This window comes from Krasilnikovia sp. MM14-A1259 (genome assembly GCF_047159535.1).
GTDB lineage: Bacteria > Actinomycetota > Actinomycetes > Mycobacteriales > Micromonosporaceae > Actinoplanes.
Map to the genome: position 1 here is coordinate 1496593 of NZ_BAAGAJ010000002.1, position 17382 is coordinate 1513974.

12 protein-coding genes are annotated in these 17382 nt (G+C 73.6%); 4 read left to right on the forward strand and 8 right to left on the reverse strand.

The features are described 5' to 3' along the window. Nucleotides 1-26: 26 nt before the first annotated feature. The 5 genes from ACMCNK_RS06500 to ACMCNK_RS06520 all read right to left on the reverse strand — a co-directional run bounded on the left by ACMCNK_RS06500 (nt 27) and on the right by ACMCNK_RS06520 (nt 8174). Nucleotides 27-2477 carry a nitrate- and nitrite sensing domain-containing protein gene (locus tag ACMCNK_RS06500; protein WP_412735474.1) on the reverse strand — a complete coding sequence of 817 codons (2451 nt, stop codon included), beginning with the start codon at nt 2475-2477 and terminating at the stop codon, nt 27-29. Between the two features lie 117 nt (nt 2478-2594). Then, nucleotides 2595-3560: an ABC transporter substrate-binding protein gene (locus tag ACMCNK_RS06505; RefSeq protein WP_412735475.1), complete on the reverse strand. Its 966-nt coding sequence runs from the start codon at nt 3558-3560 to the stop codon at nt 2595-2597. A 63-nt stretch (nt 3561-3623) separates the two neighbouring features. Further along, nucleotides 3624-5594: an ABC transporter permease gene (locus tag ACMCNK_RS06510; RefSeq protein WP_412735476.1), complete on the reverse strand. Its 1971-nt coding sequence runs from the start codon at nt 5592-5594 to the stop codon at nt 3624-3626. Then, nucleotides 5591-6646 (reverse strand): quaternary amine ABC transporter ATP-binding protein, encoded by a 1056-nt coding sequence (locus ACMCNK_RS06515; RefSeq protein WP_412735477.1) that lies wholly within the window; start codon nt 6644-6646, stop codon nt 5591-5593. The genes ACMCNK_RS06510 and ACMCNK_RS06515 overlap by 4 nt, the downstream gene beginning before the upstream one ends. Continuing rightward, nucleotides 6567-8174, reverse strand: a complete 1608-nt coding sequence (locus tag ACMCNK_RS06520; RefSeq protein WP_412735478.1) for a GMC family oxidoreductase — start codon at nt 8172-8174, stop codon at nt 6567-6569. Before ACMCNK_RS06520 ends, ACMCNK_RS06515 begins: the two co-directional genes overlap by 80 nt. A 385-nt stretch (nt 8175-8559) precedes the next feature. Between ACMCNK_RS06520 and ACMCNK_RS06525 the strand changes: the two genes are divergently transcribed. From ACMCNK_RS06525 to ACMCNK_RS06535, 3 genes are read left to right on the forward strand one after another with little or no spacing between them, the layout of a single operon-like run. Continuing rightward, complete coding sequence (locus ACMCNK_RS06525) at nt 8560-9324, forward strand: FadR/GntR family transcriptional regulator (RefSeq protein ID WP_412735479.1); 765 nt, start codon at nt 8560-8562, stop codon at nt 9322-9324. Further along, complete coding sequence (locus ACMCNK_RS06530) at nt 9263-10675, forward strand: hypothetical protein (RefSeq protein WP_412735480.1); 1413 nt, start codon at nt 9263-9265, stop codon at nt 10673-10675. The genes ACMCNK_RS06525 and ACMCNK_RS06530 overlap by 62 nt, the downstream gene beginning before the upstream one ends. Continuing rightward, the gene (locus ACMCNK_RS06535; RefSeq protein WP_412735481.1) at nt 10668-12482 is read left to right on the forward strand and encodes a GMC family oxidoreductase N-terminal domain-containing protein; all 1815 of its coding nucleotides are present in this window, start codon (nt 10668-10670) and stop codon (nt 12480-12482) included. Before ACMCNK_RS06530 ends, ACMCNK_RS06535 begins: the two co-directional genes overlap by 8 nt. On the opposite strand, the gene ACMCNK_RS06540 is transcribed toward ACMCNK_RS06535, so the two are convergent. After that, nucleotides 12457-13206, reverse strand: coding sequence for an alpha/beta fold hydrolase (locus ACMCNK_RS06540; RefSeq protein WP_412735482.1), 750 nt, complete (start codon nt 13204-13206; stop codon nt 12457-12459). The genes ACMCNK_RS06535 and ACMCNK_RS06540 overlap by 26 nt on opposite strands. A 123-nt stretch (nt 13207-13329) precedes the next feature. Between ACMCNK_RS06540 and ACMCNK_RS06545 the strand changes: the two genes are divergently transcribed. Next, the gene (locus tag ACMCNK_RS06545) at nt 13330-14157 is read left to right on the forward strand and encodes a DUF72 domain-containing protein (protein WP_412740764.1); all 828 of its coding nucleotides are present in this window, start codon (nt 13330-13332) and stop codon (nt 14155-14157) included. 53 nt (nt 14158-14210) lie between these two features. On the opposite strand, the gene ACMCNK_RS06550 is transcribed toward ACMCNK_RS06545, so the two are convergent. Together ACMCNK_RS06550 and ACMCNK_RS06555 are read right to left on the reverse strand one after the other, a co-directional pair. Then, nucleotides 14211-16358: a transglycosylase domain-containing protein gene (locus tag ACMCNK_RS06550; protein WP_412735483.1), complete on the reverse strand. Its 2148-nt coding sequence runs from the start codon at nt 16356-16358 to the stop codon at nt 14211-14213. Nucleotides 16359-16458: 100 nt separating this feature from the next. After that, on the reverse strand, nt 16459-17268 hold the full coding sequence (locus ACMCNK_RS06555) for a thioesterase family protein (RefSeq protein WP_412735484.1): 810 nt from the start codon (nt 17266-17268) through the stop codon (nt 16459-16461). Nucleotides 17269-17382: the final 114 nt, after the last annotated feature.

The following is a 17382-nucleotide window of genomic DNA, read 5'->3' on the forward strand; positions in this document are numbered from 1 at the left end:
CGACCTGGTTGCGGGGTGGGCGGGGGTCACGGTCCATCGGTGGATTCGGTGCTGCCGCGCTGCACACCGGTGCGGAACGCGGTCAGCCGGGCCCGTACGCCCTCCGGTGAATCGTTGACCGGCGCCGGTCGCTCCGCGGTACGGGTGGGGGCCGCGCCGCCGGACTGTCCGGCCCGGACGTTCGCCGGCTTGCGTGCTCGCGGACTGCGCTTGCGCAGCCCGTTGGAGGTGCGCTCACCGTCGGCGATCGCCGGCGGGCGACCGTCCAGGTCGACCGCCGAGGACGTCATCGCCGCCTCGAACCGTGCGATGGTGGCGCCGGTGGTGTCCGGAGCATCCGGCTGCAGGCGCACCTCGGGGTTGCCGGGCACGGTGACGTACTCGATGGTCTCCGGACGGATCCGCCGGTCGGCCGGCTCCGCGGCCGGCCGCGTCAGCACCGCGGTGTCGGCCGGATCGGACGCGAGGAGCACCGGCGCGTCGGCCGGATCGGAGGCGAGAAGTGCCGGCGTGTCCGGCACGCCGCGGGTCACCTTGCCGGGCGGCGTCTTCCCGGGCGGCACCGTGCGTTGTGGCGGCGCGGCGACCGCCTGCGGATCGGCCAGCACGGCGGCGGGCAGCACGATACGGGCGGTCACGCCGACCACCGGTGACGGCGCGAGCTGGACGTCGATGCCCATTTCGGTGGCCAACCGGCCGACGACGTAGTGGCCGAGGAACCGGGTCGGCGCGGTGATGAAGTCGCCTTCGCCGCGCAGCCGCTGGTTGGCCATCTCCAGGTCGGCGGGTTTCATGCCGATGCCCTGGTCCGTGATGGCGATCAGGTAGTCGTCGCCGATGCGGCGGCCCTGGATCTCGACGTCCACGTCCGGCGGGGAGAAGGACAGCGCGTTCTCCACCAGCTCCGCGAGCATGTGCATGACGCCCGCCACGACCGAACCGGCGACCAGGACGTCGTCGACGCGGCGCAGCCCGACGCGCCGGTACTCCTCGACCTCAGCGACCGCGGCGCGGATGACGTCGGAGATCGGGACCGGGTTCGACCACTGCCGGGGGCTCGCCGCGCCGACGAGCACCAGCAGGCTTTCCGCGTTGCGTCGCATGCGGGTGGCGAGGTGGTCCAGCTCGAACAGGTTCGCCAGCCCGGTCGGGTCCGACTCCTCGCGTTCGAGGCTGGTGATGAAGCCGAGCTGGCGGCGCAGCAGGTTCTGGTTGCGCCGGCCGAGGTTGGCCAGCGACTCGGTGGTGCTGCGCCGCAGCAGTGCCTGCTCGGTGGCCAGCGCGTACGCGGTGGCCTGCACCCGGTCGAGGGCGTCGGCGACCGAGCGGATCTCGTCCGTGGCGCCCGCCGGGATCGGGATCGCCGGTGGCGCGGCGTCGCTCTGGCCGGCGGTCGCCTTCCGCACGGACTCGGGCAGCTGTTCCCCGGCCAGCCGGTTGGCCTCGTCGGCCAGCGTCGCCAACGGCCGCGCGAGCGAGCGGGACGCGACCACGGCCAGATAGACCGCGCCGACGAGGCAGAGGGCCATGCCGCCGAGCAGCACCGCCATGCGGCGGCTGGCCTGGTCCTGCAGGGTCGCGGCGCGCGCGCGGATGACCGAGCCGACATGCTGCTGCAACTGCCGCATGTCGTCCAGCAGCGTGGTCTGCGACGACCACCAGGACTGCGGATTGACCTGCAGGTAACGCCCGTCGCCGGAGCCGAGGGCCACCTGCTCGAAGAACGCGGCGGTCTGTGCCGCCCCGGTGTTCAGCAGGTAGTCGCGTCCGGTGCGCTGGGTGCCGGTGGCGTACCGGTCGAACGCGGTCAACGCGGCGTCCTTGGCGGCCCGCATCGTGACGAACTGGAGGAACTCGTTCTTCTTGAAACCGCTGGCGGAGAACACGCCGTTGAGGAACGCCCGTTCCTGCGCCTGGCTCTCCTTGGCGTCGCCGAGCGCCCCCAGCGCGGCCACGCCGCGCCGCAGGGCCGGGTCGGCGGAACTGTCCAGTCCGTAGTCGACGTTGCTCAGCTCGGCGATCCGGCCGGTGTAGAACGTGAACGTGGGAGCGCGGGCGGCGGCTCCCGCGTCGGTGGCGGCCCGGACCGCGGCCAGCCCGTCGAGCTGGCGGACGGCGCTCGCGACCCGGTCCTGCGCGACGCCACCGCCGCCGACCAGCCGCTCGACAGCGGTCCGTTGATCGTCGACGCGCTTGCGGGCGGGGCCCAGCTCGGGCCGGAAGCCGATGTTGCCGCCGAGCAGACCCGCGGTCAGGCCACGCTCGGTCTGCAGTTCCTGGACCAGGTCCTGCACCGCGAGCGCGAGCGTCACGGCGCGGGCCGTGGCGGCCGCCGTCCGGTAGTTCTGTACCTCGGCGACCGTGACGACGCCGAGCAGTACGAGAACGGCCACCACGGGCAGGGCGAGGGTCCGCACGATCCGGCGGCGGATCGTGTCGCCGACCGGCGCTCGGGCCGGACCACTCCGTGCGGACACGCAAACTCTCCTCTGACCTAGGGACGGCTCGGACTTTGCGCGACTTCGCAGACCATAACTATGCGAAGCCGCGAAAGTCCATAATGTACTGACGATTAACCTGCGGAATTCGGCCGTTCAGCTCGTGGCGGGAAGCCACGCCTTCCACGTCGACTCGTGCTCGTTGACCCACTTCTCGGCCGCCGCGTCGGCGCTCATCCCCTGGTTGGTGATGTAATCCGCGACCAGATTCTGGTCGTCGTTGGTCCACCGGAAATTCTTGACCAACTGGTACGCGGCACCGCCCGTGTCGGCGAACTTCTTGCTGGCGACCTTGTCCAGCGCGTAGTCGGGATAGTCGCACGCCACCTTCTTCGGGTCGGCGTCACATCCCGTCGTGTACGCGGGCAGCTTGACCCGCACGTACTTCTCCCGGGAGAACAGCCACTGCGGCTCGTAGAAGTAGAACAGCAGCGGCTTCTTCTGCGCCGTGGCCTGCTGGGCGGCCTTGATGAGTGCCGCCTCACTGCCGGAGTAGACCACCTCGTAGTTGAGTTTGAGATTGCTGACGAGTGCAGCGTCGTTGGTGACGAAGGAGGGGTCACCGTCGAGGAGTTGCCCCTTGCCCTTCGATTCGGAAGTCTTGAACAGGTCGGCGTACTTGCCGAGATTGTGCCAGTCGGTGATGTCCGGGTACTTGTCGGCCATCCATTGGGGCACGTACCAGCCGATCACGCCCTTGTTTCCGGTCGGTCCGACCTCGACGGCGACTTTCTTGTCCTCGATGTACGTCTTCTTGAGGTCGTCGTGGCCCCAGTTCTCCAGAATGACGTCGACGTCACCGTTCTCGAAGCCCTGCCAGGAGATCTCTTCCTTGAGGTTCTTCTTCTCCACGGTGTATCCGAGCTTCTTCTGAAGCAGGTAGCCGACGACGGCCGCGTCGGCCTCATAACCGACCCACGGATTGACCGCGATCTTCACGGTGCCCTGGGAACCGGCCGCGGCCGGGGTGGTGGTGCCCGCGTCTGACTTGACGCCGCTGCACCCGGCCACGGCCAGGCTCAGCGCCGTGACCACCGCGGTGAGCCGCATTGCGTGTTTCATCGAGAAGTCCTTCCGGGTGGTGCAGGCCGCCGGTCGGCGGCAGAGGGGGATGGGACGGGCGGTTCAGGTACTTCGGACCTCGGGGCGCGGGGCCGCATCGCGGCTGCGACGACCTGCCCCCTGGGTGAGCCGGTCGAGCAGGACGCCGAGCAGCACGATCGCGCAGCCGGCGGCGAGCCCCTTGCCGAAGTCCTCACGCTGGGCGAAACCCGCGACGACGTCGTAGCCCAGGGCCCCGGCACCGACCAGGCCGCCCACCACGACCATCGCGAGCACCATGACGATGCCCTGGTTCGCGGCGAGCAGCAGGCCGCCACGGGCCACCGGCAGCTGCACCTTCCACAGCAGCTGCCAGGAGGTGGAGCCGGCGGCGCGGGCCGCCTCGACGACGGTCGGCGGGACGTCACGGATGCCGCGTTCGACGAGGCGGACCACGGGCGGGACCGCGTAGATGACGGCCGCGACGACCGCGGTGAAACGGCTCGCGCCGAACAGCGCGACCGCGGGCAGCAGGTAGACGAACGACGGCATGGTCTGCGCCGCGTCCAGCAGCGGACGCAGCGCCCGCGTGAACCGGTCGTGCCGCGCACACAGCACCCCGAGCACCGCGCCGAGCACCATCGTCGCGAACGCGGCGACCAGGACCGTCGCGAGCGTCTGCATCGCGTGCTGCCACAATCCGAGACCCGCCACCCCGGCGGCGGCCAGCGCCGCGGGCACGGCCGCGCGCGGGCCACTGCCCAACGTGCCGAAGACCAGCACCACCACCACGAACAGCCACCACGGCGTGGTGACCAGAACGTTCTGCAGGGGATCCAGCAGTCCCGTGCTGACCGCGTTCTTGAGCGCCTCGGTCGCGTCGTACCAGTGCAGCTCGACCCACCCGGTCACCGCGTTCACACCGCCGGCGAACGACAACCGCCAGCCCGGCGGGAACTGCGCGCCCCAGCCCGTGACCCGCGCCAGCACCGCCATCAGGGCGACCCCGGCGAGCGGCGCCCACACCCGGCCCGCCGGGCGCGCCCGGTACGCCGCCCGCGTGGTCATCCGGTCCAGCACCACCGCCAGCACCACGATGGCGAGCCCGGCGTCGAAGGCGGCGCCGACGTCGACGCGTTCGAGGGCCAGCACGATGCTCTGGCCCAGGCCGGGCGCGTCGATCAGCGCGGTGACGACCACCATGGACAGCGCCATCATGATGGTCTGGTTGACCGCGAGCACGATCGTCGCGCGCGCCATCGGCAGCCGGACCTTGCCGAGCAACTGCCAGCGGGTGGAACCCAGCGCGGTGGCCGCCTCCACGGTCGTTGCGGACACCTCGCTGATGCCGAGCGCGGTGATGCGGATGGTGACCGGGACGGCGTAGATGAGCGTGGCGATGACCGCGGCCGGCTCGCCGATCGCGAACAGCAGCGTCATCGGTGCCAGGTAGGCGAACGTGGGCATGATCTGCATGGCGTCGAGCAGCGGGCGCAGCAGCGCACCGACCGCGGGCACCCGGGCGGCCAGTGTGCCGAGCGGCACCCCGATCAGCACCGCCAGTACGACCGCGGACAGCGTCAGCACGAGCGTGTCGACGGTCTCCTGCCACAGTCCGAGCAGCCCGAGGCTCAGGAAGCCGGCGACGGTCAGGACCGCCGTACGGCGGCCCGCGAGCACCGCGGCCAGCGCGCCGGCGACCCCGACCAGACCGGCCCAGCCGAGACCGGACAGCGCGGCCTGCACGGAGTTCACCAGTACGGCGACGGCCAGGCGCAGGTAGTTGACGCCGTACAGAAAGACCGGGCTGGTGTCGCGGTGGCCGTCGACCCAGGCGCGGAGTCCGGTGAAGAAGTGGAACGCCCACGCGTCGTCGGTGTCCGCCGCGCCGGTGGTGCGCACCGCCAGATATGCCCCGGCGGTGGCCGCCACGAGAAGGAGCACGAGGATGCGGCGCCGCGGCAGGGTGAACCGGCCCGGCCGGGCCCAGCCGAGAGCCGCCGGGGGGCGCGGGGTGTCGGTGACCAGCGGCACCGACGGCAGGGTGGTCGTCATGCCGGCACCGGGGGCCGGTGGCCGACCAGGGCCGGCAGCAGCTGCTCGGCGTCAATCACCCCGAGCAGCCCGTCGTCGTCGACGACCGGGACGGGCCGGTCGGCGCGCAGCACCCGCGGTACCGCGTCCCGGATCACGGTGCCGGCGGGCAGCGCCTGGTCCGCGAGCGCCTCACCGTCACGGGCCGCACGGACGATCCACCGGACGGTGAGCACGTCTGCGCGGGGCACGTCGCGCACGAAGTCGGCGACGTAGTCGTCCGCGGGCGCGCCGACCAGCTCCTCCGGCGTGCCGACCTGGATCAGCTCGCCGTCGCGCAGCACGGCGATGCGGTCGCCCAGCGACAGAGCCTCGGCGAGGTCGTGGGTGATGAACACCAGCGTCTTGCCGACCTCGGCGTGCAGGCGCCGCACCTCGGCCTGCATGTCGCGGCGGATCAGCGGGTCGAGCGCGCTGAACGGCTCGTCGAACAACAGCACGGCCGGGTCGGTCGCCAGCGCCCGGGCGAGCCCGACGCGCTGCTGCATGCCGCCGGACAGCTGGTGGGGGTACTGGTGTTCGTGGCCGTCGAGGCCGACCAGGCTCAGCAGGTCGCCCGCGCGGCGGTGCCGTTCGGCCCGGCCGACGCCCTGGATCTCCAGGCCGTACGCGATGTTGTCGACGACCCGCCGGTGCGGCAGCAGCCCGAAGTGCTGGAACACCATGGCGACGCGGTGCCGGCGCAGCTCGCGCAGCCGCCGCGGGCTCATCGAGCGCACCGCTTCGCCGTCGACGTGGACCTGGCCGCTGGTCGGTTCGATGAGCCGGGTCAGGCAGCGCACCAGGGTGGACTTGCCGCTGCCGGACAGGCCCATCACGACGAACACCTCGCCGGGCAGCACGTCGAAGGTGACGTCGCGGACCGCGGCCAGGCAGCCCGTTCGGGCCCGTAACTCCGCCCGGGACAGGCCGGCCAGCGGTGTGCCGACGACCTTATCCGGCTGGGGACCGAACACCTTCCACAGGCGCTCGACCTTGATCTTGGGCGGGTGGGCGGTACCGGTGACCGTCATGCTCATCCTCGGGGGGTGACAGCTCGATGGTCAGTGACGCGGCGACCAGGTCGGCGGCACGTTCACCGATCATCAGGACGGCGACCACGGGATTGACCGAGGTCATGGTCGGGAACACGGAGGCGTCGGCGACCCGTACGTTGGTCAGCCCACGGATCCGCAGGTCGGGGCCGACGACCGCGGACGGGTCGGTGACGGCGCCCATGCGGCACGTGCCGGCGGGGTGGTAGACCGTGTGGTGCGCGGCCCGCCCGTACGCGGAAAGCTCCTCGTCGGTCTGCAGCCGCGGGCCGGGGGCGATCTCCCGGGCGATCCACGACCGCAACGGCTCGGTGGCGGCGACCTCCCGGGCCAGCCGCAGCCCGTCCACGATGGTCCGCTCGTCGTGGCCGTCCGGGTCGGTGAAGTAGCCGAAGTCCAGCGCCGGTTTGACCTCCGGGTCCGCGCTGGTCAGCCAGAGCCGGCCGGTGCTGTGCGGCCGGGGCACGTTCGGGGTCATGCCGAAGCCGTGAACCGGGACGTCGTAGCCCAGGCGGGCGGTGTTCGTGGTGAACGGCAGCTGGTAGAGGTGGAACATCAGGTCCGGCCGGTCGGCGCCCGGCTCGCGGCGCACGAACAGCCCGGCGTCGGAATCCATCGCCGACTGCGGCGGGATCGGCCGGGTGGACTCCCAGAGGATCAGCGATTCGGGGTGGTCGAGCAGGTGGGCACCCACGCCGGGCAGGTCGAGCGTCGCGTCGATGCCCAGCTCGCGCAGGTCGGCTGCGGGGCCGATGCCGGAGAGCAGCAGCAGGCGCGGGGTGTCGATCGCCCCGGCGCTCAGCACGTACTCGCCGGTCGCGGTGAGGCGGTGGTGGGTGCCGTCGCGGTCGCGGACCCGGACCCCGGTGACCGCCGTCCCCGCGGTGTCCAGACGGTAGGCCCAGGTTTCGGTCAGCACGGTCAGGTTCGGACGATTCAGGTACGGGTGCAGGTACGCCACGGACGACGAGGAGCGGATGCCGGTCCCGGGGTGGTAGGCGACCGGGAAGAACCCGGTGCCCTCGGCGAACGGTGCCGCGTTGAAGTCCTCGTGCACCGGCACCCCGAGCGCGCGGTGGCAGGCGGTCACGAAGTCGGCGGTCAGCGGGTTGCGGTCCTGGGCGGCCACCGGCTGGATGTGGATCGCCAGCCGCCGCCAGTACGGCAGCATCTTCTCGTACGACCAGCCCGTGGCGCCCGCGGCGACCCAATCCGCGAAGTCCGCCGGGGGCGGCAGGAAACTGATCATCGTGTTGTGCGAGGAACAGCCGCCCAGCACCCGCGCCCGCGAGTGCCGGATGTGCGAGTTCCCGCGGGGCTGCGGCACGATCGGATAGTCGTAGTCGAGCTCGGTCTCCAGCAGATTCTGCCAATTCCGCAGTCTCAGCACGCGGTCGTCGCCGACGTCGGAAGGGCCGCCCTCGACGAGGCACACGCGCACGTCCGGATCGGCCGAGAGCCGGGAGGCGACGACCGCTCCGGCCGTACCGCCGCCGACGACCACCACGTCGTACTCGGTTGTGCCCGACGTCCTCAGTGCCCTGCTCCTGCCCGCTCGCCCTGCCTGCCGGCCGTCTCGTCGGCGGCCACTGTGGACGGCGTCGCCCGCCGAGCCATCGCCATAGGATCGAGGGACATCACCACAACGGTCAATGCCGGGCCGAAGGTTTTACCAGAGCGCAATGACTAGTTCCAAGTCCACCTTGGAGGCATGAGTACGGGCGGAAGAATCGCGGCCTCGGCCCACTTCTCGCGGAAATTCCACGGTGCTCCGAGATCGACCAGCGCCAACGTGCATCCGTCGTCCACGTCGGATCGCTGCGATTCTGCCACCGCGGAGACGCGAAATTCACCCCATTGACTGACATGCATGAAGCTGCCACAGTGACGGAGTGGCTGATCCACTGATCCACTCGCCCATCGCGCGGGACACGGTCGTCGACGTCCTGGTGTCCCGCCTCCGCGCCGACGTCCTCTCGCAGCGGTACGCCCCGGGCAGCCTGCTTCCCCCCGAGCGGGAGCTCGCCGCCGGTTACGGGGTCACCCGTACCTCGCTGAAGCACGCGCTGGTCCGCCTCGTCGGAGCCGGTCTGCTGGAGACCCGCCACGGCGTCGGCACCCGGGTGCGCGACTATCGCCGTACCGCGGGCCCCGACCTCCTGCCGTTCCTGGTCACCCTGGACGATCCGAGCTGGCTGACCGAGGTGTTCGCCGCGCGGCGCGAGATCGGGTCGCTCATCGCGGCCCGGGCAGCCGTCCACGCGTCCGGCGCCGACCGGGCCCGGCTGCGGCGGCTGCGCGACGAGGTCGCTGCCGCCCCCGGCGGAGACCCGGCACAGCAGGCCGAGGCCGAGGTGCACCGCGCGCTCGCCACCGCCTCCGGCAACCGGGTGTACGAGCTGCTCGTCAACTCGCTGCTGCGGGCGTACGACGACGTCCGGCACCTGTTCACCGGGCCGTTCCGCGACCCGGCGGCCGCGGCGGAACGGATCACCCCCCTGGTCGAGGCGGTCCGGACCGGTGATGCCGCCACGGCACACGCCGCCGCCGACGCCTACTACCTGTGCACCGAACGACTCATGCTGGGAGGCGACAGTGATCACGACGCTGCGCGAGGCGATGACCGGGACGGTCCGGCTGACCGGGGAGGACACTGAGCGCCCGATCCGGCTGGCGCTGCGGGTCACCGCGCCCGGCGCTCTGCACCCGCTCGCCGACCTGCACGCCGAGGCCGCCGGGCGGGTCGAGGTGCCCGGCTTCGCCGACGACGCCGCGGCGACCGGCAGCATGCAGATCGCCCCGCTGCGCTCCGGCCGGATCGGGTACCGGCTGGCCTTCACCGCCCTCGACGGGCGAAAACTGTGGCTCGACGGCGGCAAGGCGGTGACGGTACGCCGGCCGCTGTACAGCATGACCCGGCTCAGCGCCCGGCTGCTGGACGCCGCGGGCACCGTGGTCGGCGAGGCCCGCCTCGTGTTCGACCTGCGCAGCGAGCTCCTGCCGTTCCTGCTGAGCATGCGGATGCGCCGGACCCGACGGCCGTGGCCGTCCGCCGCGCAGGCCGCGGGCGCGGACGGCCTGCTGCGGTCGCGCTGGCGGGGGCAGCCGGGGCGGCTGGAGGTCTGGTACACGACCGTGACCGACCCGGCCACCGGCACCGGCGTGTGGCTGCACCACGAGTTGGTCGCCCCGTCCGACGGCTCCCCCGCCCGGGCGCACGGATGGGCCGCCGTCTTCCCGCCCGGCGCCGCGCCGACCCTGGCCCGGTTCGGCCCGGACCCGTGGCCCGCCGATCCCCCGGCCGACGGCTACCGCGCCGCGGGGGTCAGCGTCACCGCGGACGAGCTGACCGGCGCAGCCGGAGACCTGCGCTGGCAGTTGCGGGTCAGCGGCGGCGGCGCACCGCTGTTCACGTTCCCCCGCTGGGCCTGGGACCGCGAGGCGCTGCCCGCCGCCCAGGTCGTGGCGGTCCCCACCGGACGGTTCACCGGTACGGTCCACGTCGGCGACCGGGAGCTGACCGTGGCCGACGCCCCCGGCAACACCGCGCGCATCTACGGCCACGGACACGCCCGCAAGTGGGCGTGGCTGCACGCCGACCTCGGCGGCGGCGACGTGTGCGAGGTGGTGGCGGCCGTGTCCACCCGGCCCGGCCTGAACAAGCTGGCGCCGCTGCCGTTCGTCCGGCTGCGCGTCGGCGGGGTCGACCTCCCGGTGGGCGACCCGCTGCTGGCGGCGCTGCGCTTCCGGGCCCGGCTGGACCGTCCCCGATGGACGGTCAGCGGCCGCGACGGCGACCGGCGCATCACCATCACGGTGACCATGCCACCGGAACGCACTCTCGCGGTGCCGTACGCCGACCCGGACGGCACGTCCCTGGTCTGCCACAACTGCGAGGTCGCCGACGCGACGATCCGGCTGGACCGGCGCACCCCGGGCGGCTGGGCACCGGAACGGCACTGGGAGTTGACCGGCACCGCGCACGCCGAGCTGGGCGAGCATGACTGAGCGCCGGGCGGCGACCGCCGCCACCCTGCTCGGCGTCGACCTCGCCGAGGGTCACCGCGTCGCCGCGGAGCTGACCCGGCTGGCCGCCGCGTTCCCCCGGCCGGTACGGCTCGGGCTGCACGCCGCGGGCGGCGGTCTGGACGTGGCGGCCCGGCTGCTGGCCGGGCGCTCGCTCGCCCGGCTCGACCCGCCCGCCCGCGACGACGTGTGCACCACGCTCGCCGCTGCCCCCGGCGGCCGGGCCCTGCTGGAGGCGCTGAAGGTCCCGCTGCTGCTGGCCGCCGCCGCGACCGGCGGACCGGGTGTGGCCGCGCCGGCGGGCGACGGCGTACCCGAGCCCGATCTGACCTGTGTGGCCGCCGCCGACTGGCCGCACCGCAGCCGCGCGGACGCGGTCGTGGTCGGTTCCGGCGCGGGCGGGGCGATGGCCGCCCGCGAGCTGGCCCGGGCGGGCCTGTCCGTGGTGGTGCTGGAGGAGGGCCGCCGGTTCACCGCCGCGGAGTTCCGCCGCCGGTCCGCCGCGGACCGCTTCGTCGACCTGTACCGCGACGGCGGCGCGACCGTCGCGTTCGGTGCCCCGCCGGTGTTCCTGCCGCTCGGGCGCGGGGTCGGCGGCACCACGCTGGTCAACGCCGGCACCTGCTACCGCACCCCGGACCGGGTGTTGCGCCGCTGGCGCGACGTGCACGGCCTGCCCGTGGCCGACCCGGCGACGTTCACCCCGTTGCTGGACGACGTGGAACGCACGCTGCGGGTTGCCCCGCAGCCGGTGGACGTACTGGGCCGCAACGGCGAGCTGGCGCTGGCCGGGGCGGCAGCGCTGGGCTGGCGGGCGGCGCCGCTGCGCCGCAACGCACCCGGCTGCGCAGGTTCCTGCCAGTGCGTGGTCGGCTGCCCGCGCAACGCCAAGAACGGTGTCCACCTCAACGCCCTGCCGCAGGCGTGCGCCGCGGGCGCGGTCGTGGTGACCGGGGCCCGGGTGGATCGCGTCGTCACCGCGCGCGGGCGCGCGGTCGGGGTGCGCTTCGGCCGCCGGCTGATCGCCGCGCCGCTGGTCGTGCTGGCGGCCGGTGCGATCGAGACGCCCCGGCTGCTGGCCCGCTCGGGGCTGGCCCGGCACCCCGGGGTCGGCCGCGGCCTCGCGGTGCACCCGGCGGTCAGCGTGGCCGGCCGGTTCGCCGAGCCGGTCGTCGCGTCGCGGGGGGTGCTGCAGAGCGTCGGCGTCGAGGAACTGCACGACGACGGCGTGCTCATCGAGGCCACCGCCGGCCCGCCGGGGCTGGTGTCGTTCGTGCCGCCCGGCATCGGCCGGGAGTTGCACGCCGAACTCGCGGGCGCGGACCGGCTCGCCACGTTCGGGGCGATGATCGCGGACCGGCCGGGCGGGCGGGTCGGTGCCCGGTTCGTGCGGTACCGGCTGGCCCGTACCGACGCGGACCGGCTGCGGCTCGCGATCGTGGCGATCGGGCGGCTGCTGTTCGCGGCCGGGGCGCAGGAGGTCCTCACGGGCCTCGCCCACCACCCGTACGCCCGCGACGTGGCCGAGCTGCGGGACGCGGTCGCCACCGCCGATCCGCGGCTGCTGCACCTGGCGGCGTTCCACCCCAGCGGCAGCGTCGCGATGGGCGCCGACGCGCAGCGGGCACCGGTCGACCCGGACGGCCGTCTGCGCGGCGTACACGGGGTGTGGGTGGCCGACGCGTCCGCGCTGCCGAGCTGTCCCGAGGTCAACCCTCAGGTGAGCATCATGGCGGTCGCGCTGGCGGTCGCCCGGGCCGCCGCTACTGAAAGCTGTCGAGCAGGCTGAACGTCAGCTCCGGGTCCTGCACGTGGGCGTTGTGCCCCACCCCCGGCAGCGTCACGGTGTCGACGCCGAGCGCCGCGAGCTGCTCGTCGGTGTTCATCGCATCGTCCGCGCCGCGGGCCAGGACCACCGGCGCCGCGCACCGGGCGAGCAGCCCCGCCATGTCCGGCCGCCCCACGCCGAACGCGGCCGGGTCGAGCACGGGAGCCCACCGGCCGTCGTGCTGCACCAGCCCCGCGTTCACCGCCGGGTCGTCGGCCGCGAGCAGGCCGTCCAGACCGGCCACCCGCAGGTGGCGGGCGGCAGCCTCGGCGCGCGACGGGTACCAGGCTCGCGGGCGTGCGGCCATGGCCTGGGCCCGCTGCAGATCCTCGTCGCTCCACGCCACCTTGATGCCGAGCCCGACGACGCCGCGCACCTGCGCCGGGCGTTGCGCGGCCAGCTCCAGCGCGACCACCCCGCCCAGCGAGTGCCCGAGCACGACCGTCGGCACGTCCGGCGCGATCAGCCCGGCCACCGCCGCGGCCAGCCCGTCGAACGTGTACCGCTCCAGCGGCGCCGAGCCGCCGTGACCGGGCAGGTCGGGGGCGATCCACCGCCCTGGCCAGCGGTGCCGCAGCAGATCCGGCCAGCCGCCCCACACGTCACCGGTCGCGCCCAGACCGTGCAACAGCAGCAGGACCGGACCGGGGTCACCACCCTGCTGGACGCGCAGATCAGCCGCCATCCCGGCAGTCTGCCACGCCGGCTTGCGGGCGGGCCCGCAGCGCCGGGCCCCGCGGCGCAGGAATTACGGTACGGGTGTCGGTCGGCACGAGGAGCTCGGATGCGTCTGCACGTCGGGTGCGCGATGTGGAATCTGAAGGCGTGGCAGGGCCGTTTCGTCCCGCATCCGCTTGCGGCGAACGAGCGCCTGCGCCACTACGCGGGCTGGTGCAACGCGGTCGAGGGAAACACCACGTTCTACGCCACGCCCACCCCGCAGACCGTGGCGTCGTGGGCGGAGCAGACCGATGCGGACTTCCAATTCGTCGTCAAACTCCCCCAGGTGATCACCCACGAGCGCCGCCTCACCGGTGGCGACGGCGAGCTCGCCGCGTTCCTCGACGCGGTCGAGCCGCTCGGCCCGCGCGCCCGCGCCCTCTGGGTGCAGCTGCCCGGCTCGTTCGGCCCGGCCGACTCCGCGACGCTGGCCCGCTTCCTGCGTACGCTGCCCCGCACGCACCGTTACGCCGTGGAGGTCCGGCATCCCGCGTTCTTCACCGACGCGGGTGCCGCCCGGGTGCTGGAGCACGCGCTCGCGCCGGTCGGCGCGGAGTGGATCCCGTTCGACACCAGCGCGTTCTTCGCGAGCGCGCCGACCAGCGACGCCGAACGTGACGCCTGGACCAAGAAGCCCCGGATGCCGCTGCGCACCCGCGCGCTGACCGACCGCCCGATCGTCCGGTATCTCGGCCGCGACGACACCGGCCGTACGGTCGAGGGCTGGCAGCGGTGGGTCGACGTGGTGGCCGGCTGGCTGGCCGAGGGCCGGTCGCCGACGGTGTTCGTGCACACGCCGGACAACGCCGACGCCCCGGCCCTCGCCCGCCGATTCCACGACGAGGTACGCCGCCGCGTACCCGCTCTGCGGCCGCTGCCCGAGCCCGAGCCGACGGAACCGGCCACGCTGTTCTGACCGCTCCGGCCGGTCCGACCGTGCGGCCGGTGCCGTCCTGATCGGCCGGTCGGCTACCCCGCCGAGGAGCCGCTGCCGGCCAGCGCGATGGCCGAGCTCGGCGCCACGAACGCCGGATACGGTCCGTCGCCCGCGGCCGCCCGCAGCGTTTGCGCCACGGCCGTCACGACCTGGGATTCCACCGCGCTGCCGACCCGGTCCGTGGGGTCCGCCGGGTCCGCCGCGGTCCCGGCCGCCACCACGGCCGGGGTGAAGCCCACGAAACTCTCGGTGGTGTTGTCCTCGGTGCTGCCGGTCTTCCCGGCGACCGGGTGCCCGCCGAAGATTTGCGCGACCTGCTCCGCGGTCCCGCCGTCACAGGTGTGGAAGGCGCTCTGCTCCCCCACGGGACAGCGCGCCGCGTCCACCGCGGCGCGAGCCACGTCCGCGGGCAGCACCTGGCGGCAGTCCGACGGGATCGGCGTCGCGGCCCCCCGGCCGTCGGTGACCGACCGCACCGGCACGGGGCTGCAATGGGTGCCGTCCGCGGCGATCGTGGCATAGGCGGAGGCCAGCTCCAACGGGGTGGTGTCCACCACGCCGAGCGTGAACGCGCCCCAGGTCGCGGTGTCGCCGCGCGCCATCGCGGCGTCCTGCGGCGCGGCGAAACTGATGCCCAGCTTGCGCGCCTCGGCCACCGCGGCGCCCGGCCCGACCATCTCCTCCAGGTGCACGAAGTACGTGTTGACCGACCGGCCGAAGCCGTCCCACATCGTGCGGTGCCCGTCCATCCACGACGGATTCGCGTTGTGCGGGCAGTACCGGCCGTCGCAGGCGTGCGGTCCGTAGTCGGGCCAGCGGGTCCGCAGCCGCGCCGGCGCATCGTACGCGGTGTCCAGCGGCAGGCCGTCCTGCAGCGCGGCCAGCATGGTGAACAGCTTGAACGTGGATCCGGACGGGTAGCCGTACAGGCTGCCGCCGCCGGTGACCAGCGGGTTCACCGTGTCGGCGACGGAGTTGCCGGTGCCGAAGCGCCGGTTGACCGCCAGCGCCAGCACGCGCCCGGTGCCCGGCTGGACCACGGCGATCGGCAACACCCGGCGGCTGTGGACGGGATACACCGACTTGGACGACATGGCCGCGGCGTGCTGCACGTGCGGGTCCAGCGTGGTCACCACGGTGTACCCGCCCCGGCGCAGGGCCCGGTCGCGCTGCGCGGGCGTGGCCCCGAACGCGGGCTGCGCGTCCCACCAGCGGCGCACGTAGTCGCAGAAGAAACCCCACGCCTGCGCGGAACCGGCGGCGTCGACGCACCCGTCGGGCGGGGGCGTACCGGCAAGGGTGAGCCGCTCCGCCTCGGCAGCCGCCTGCTGCCCGGCAGTGATCATTCCGGCCCGGACCATGGCGGCCAGGACGTAGTCCTGCCGGACCCGGGCGCGCCCCCAGGTTCCGCCGACCGGGTTGTCGGTGTCCGGGGACTGGACGACGCCGGCCAGCAACGCCGCCTGGGCCAGGTCGAGCCGGGCCGCGTGCACCCCGAAGATCCGCTCGCTGGCCGCCTCGACGCCGTACGCCCCGGCGCCGAAGTACACGACGTTCAGGTAGTCCTGCAGGATCTGCGCCTTGGTCAGGTGCTGTTCGAGCTGCGCCGCGTACGCAGCCTCGCGCAGCTTGCGGGCCGGCGTGCCGGCGGTGGCCGCACGACGCTGCGCGGCGCTCAGGTCGGGGTCCTCCTTGAGGACGCTGCGCACGAGCTGCATGGTCAGCGTCGAGCCGCCCTGCCGGGCACCCTGACTGTCACTGACCAGGGCGCGCAGCACCCCGCGGAGATCGACGCCGCCGTGGTGGTAGAAGCGGGTGTCCTCGGCGGCCACGATCGCCTGACGCATCACGGGCGCGACCGCGGCCAGCGCCACGTCCTGCCGATCTTCGTCGTAGAACGTGGTGATAAGTGTGGTGCCGTCGTTCGCGTAGACCCGGGTCATCCGCGCGGTCGGCGGGCTCAGCAGCTCGGCGGGCAGCCCGAGGTGCTGGTCGGCGAGCAGGCGGGCCGCGTCGGCGCCCAGCCCGGCCGCCGGGATCGCGGCCGACACCGCCAGCGCGCACACCGCCAGCACGATCGCGCCGAGCCGGCCGAGCGCGGCATCGACACGCGGCCGTCGACCGCCGGCGCCGCAAGCCCGGTCCGCATCGCCCGCCCGGTCCGTGGAGAACCGCCCCATCCGGGCTCCCCTCTCGCGTGGTCGCCTCCTCGGTACCACGCCTGGCTGGGAGCAACCTGAAGCCGGGCGAGGGCCGAGCGGTGACGGGCGGAGGGTCCGGTCAGAACCTGACCTTGGCGAGCTGGGTCGCCTGGGCGACCAGCCGGCCGCGGGAGTCCCAGACCTCGCAGACCTCGTCGACGAGGCCGTCCTCGACCAGCCGGGCGATCTGCCGCACGCGCAGCGGGCCCGGCGCCGGAACCGCACGGACGTAGACGGTCAACTCCAGCGTCGGCACCCAGCCGACGCTGCCGATGGGGAGCGTGGCCGGGGGGAACGAGTCCGCGACGAACAGCAGCGCGATCGGGTCCGCCGGCGTACCGTCCGCGAAGCGCAGCCAGCCGCGCAGCTCTGCCCGCTCGCTGGGCATGCCGAACGCGAAGCCCAGCACGGCCGGGTCGAGCCGCTGCTCGACCTCCTCCATGAGGTTGACCTTCACCCCCGCGCCCGGGGGCTCGACCGGGATCAGCGCGCAGTCCTCCTCCGGCGGCAGCTCCACCGCGGGGCTGTCGGCCCAGCGCGGCGCGGCCTCCGGGTCCAGCTTGCCGAGCGTGAACAGCGCCTCCACGCAGACCTGGCCGCCCTGAACCAGCCGGGCCCGCATCTGGCTGGCGGACCGGCCGGTGCGCAGCGGGGTCACCTCGACCACGGCCGGGCCGACCGTCGGAGCGGCCAGGTAGGTGGCGCTCGCGGCGAGCGGATGCGGATGCGGCGCGCCCGCCTCGGCGGCGGTCGCGGCGCGGGCGAGCACCGCGAGCAGGTAGCCGCCGTTGGGTTTGTCGCCGATCGTCCAGCGCGGGTCCAGCTCGACGTCGAAGGTCGTGCCATCGGTACGGGCGGCCACCTGCGTGGCCTCGACGAAGCCGGCCAACGCGGGCCCCCCTTCGGTGACGGACAGAGCGTCAGCTAAGCACGGGGGTCCGACAATTCGCGATGATCACCGTCACGGTCGGCGGTCACCCTCGGGGCATCGCGCGCACATGAT